Origin of the sequence: Saccharopolyspora oryzae, assembly GCF_027853915.1 — a bacterium.
GTDB classification, from domain to species: Bacteria; Actinomycetota; Actinomycetes; order Mycobacteriales; family Pseudonocardiaceae; genus Saccharopolyspora; species Saccharopolyspora oryzae.
Genome location: NZ_JAQGLA010000184.1, coordinates 1 through 2,011, shown reverse-complemented (window position 1 = coordinate 2,011; position 2,011 = coordinate 1). Strand labels below are relative to the sequence as shown.

1 protein-coding gene is annotated in these 2,011 nt (G+C 70.1%); it reads right to left on the bottom strand.

Going from position 1 to position 2,011, the window contains the following annotated elements; genetic code table 11:
* On the bottom strand, positions 1 to 1,811 hold a 1,811-nt coding region (locus OU415_RS38120), incomplete at its 3' end, for an ABC transporter ATP-binding protein (RefSeq protein WP_270954673.1).
* Between the last annotated feature and the right edge of the window lie 200 nt (positions 1,812 to 2,011).

The following is a 2,011-nucleotide window of genomic DNA, read 5'->3' as shown; positions in this document are numbered from 1 at the left end:
CCGCGCTCCGGGTGGTGCAGCTGGTAGAGGTGCGCGTAACCGTTGTTGTTGGCCAGCAGCTCCTGGTGCGTGCCCACCTCGGTGATGCGGCCCTGGTCCAGGTAGACGATCTGCTGCGCGTCGCGGACCGTGAGCAGGTTGTGCGAGATGACGATCGTGGTGCGCCCGGCCATCAAACGCCGCAGCGGAGCGAGGATCCGGCGCGTGGCGTCGGCGTCCAGGCTCGTCGTCGGCTCGTCGAGCAGCAGGATCGGCGCGTCGCGGATCATCGCGCGGGCGATGGCGATGCGTTGCCGCTGCCCTCCCGAGAGCAGCCGGCCGCGTTGCCCGACGCGCGTTTCGTAGCCCTCGGGCAGGGTTTGGATGAACTCGTGGGCGTCGGCGGCTTCGGCGGCGTCGACGAGCTGCCGGTCGTCGGCGTCCGGACGTCCGGCCCGGATGTTGTCCGCGATGGTGCCGTCCAGCAGCAGCGTTTCCTGCAGCACGATCGCGATGTTGGCGCGCAGCTCGGCGATGTCGAGCTCGCGCAGGTCGGTGCCGTCCAGCAGGATCCGGCCCCGCGTCGGGTCGTAGAAGCGCAGCAGCAGCTTGGTCAGCGTCGACTTGCCGGCACCGCTGGCACCGACCACCGCGGTGGTCTGGCCGGGCGCCGCGCAGAAGCTGATGCTGTGCAGCACGTCGGCGGGGGTGTCCGGGTAGCGGAAGTCGACGCGGTCGACGTCGAGCCGGCCGGTGACCTGCCGCAGCGGCACCGGGTTCGCCGGGCTGCGCACCAAGGGCTCCTGGTCGAGCAGCTCGGAGATGCGCTCGGCGCTGGCGGCCGCGGAGAACACCGTGTTGGACAGCTGGCCGAGGCTCTGCACCGGGGTGTAGAGCTGGGAGAGGTAGACCAGGAACGCCAGCAGGCCACCGAGGCTGATCCGCCCTTGCGACAGCTCCCAGATGCCGACGCCGACGATCGCCAGCACGCCGAAGACCTGCAGCAGGTCCACCAGCGGTGAGAACAGCGCGCCGATTCGGGCCGAGGAGAGCTCGGCGTTGACGTTGCCGCGGCTCTGCCGGGCGAAGCGCTCCGCCTCGGCGCCCTCGCGGCCGTAGGCCTGGATCAGCGGCGCGTTGCCGAGGCTCTCCTCGGCGACGGTGGCGATCGAGCCGCTGCGCCCGCGCGCCTCGCGGGAGGCGTCCTTGATCCGGCGGGCGAAGAACTTGGCGACCATCCAGAACAGCGGAACCGCGACCAGCGCCACCAACGCCAACTGCCAGTTCAGGTAGAACAGCACGCCGGCGAACAGCAGGACCTTCACCACCGAGGAGAAGGTCTGCACGATGCCGGACAGCACCAGGCTCTCGATGGCGCCCACGTCGCCGGTGAGCCGGGACAGGGTGTCACCGATCCGCCTGCGGTCGAAGAACCCGACCGACAGCGTGTGCAGGTGCGCGAACACCTTGGTGCGCATCGCGTGCAGGAAGTTCTCGCCGATCCACACCGCGAGGTACTGGCCGCAGAATTCGATCGCCCCGGACAGCAGGGTCAGCACCGCGTAAGCGGCCGCGATCATCGGGAACGCGGCGAAGTTGTGCGGTGTCAGCACCTCGTCGATGAGCACCTTGAACAGCCAGATCGCCGCTGTGTCCAGCAGCGGCGAGATCAGCACGAGAAGCAGGCTGAGCACCATCCAGCCGCGGAACGGCCGGGCCTCCGGCCAGAACCGCCGGATGACCGCGCGCACCCGCATCACCGGTGCGTGCTCGACCAGCCCCTCGGTGTCCCGCTCCGCAGGTCGGAACAGCCAGTTCACCAAGCCCGGCAACCGCCTCACCCCCAGACAGGGACGTAGCTCCCGCTCCGGGGGAGCGGGAGCTACGCGAATCGGATGGATGGAGTACTAGGACTCGCTCAGGTCAGGAAAAGCTCGGGCTCAGCAGCCCCAGCCACCCCAACCCCAGCCCCACCCGCGGCCCCAGCCGCCCCCCCACCCCCCTTTTACCCCCCCCCCACCGCCCCACCCCC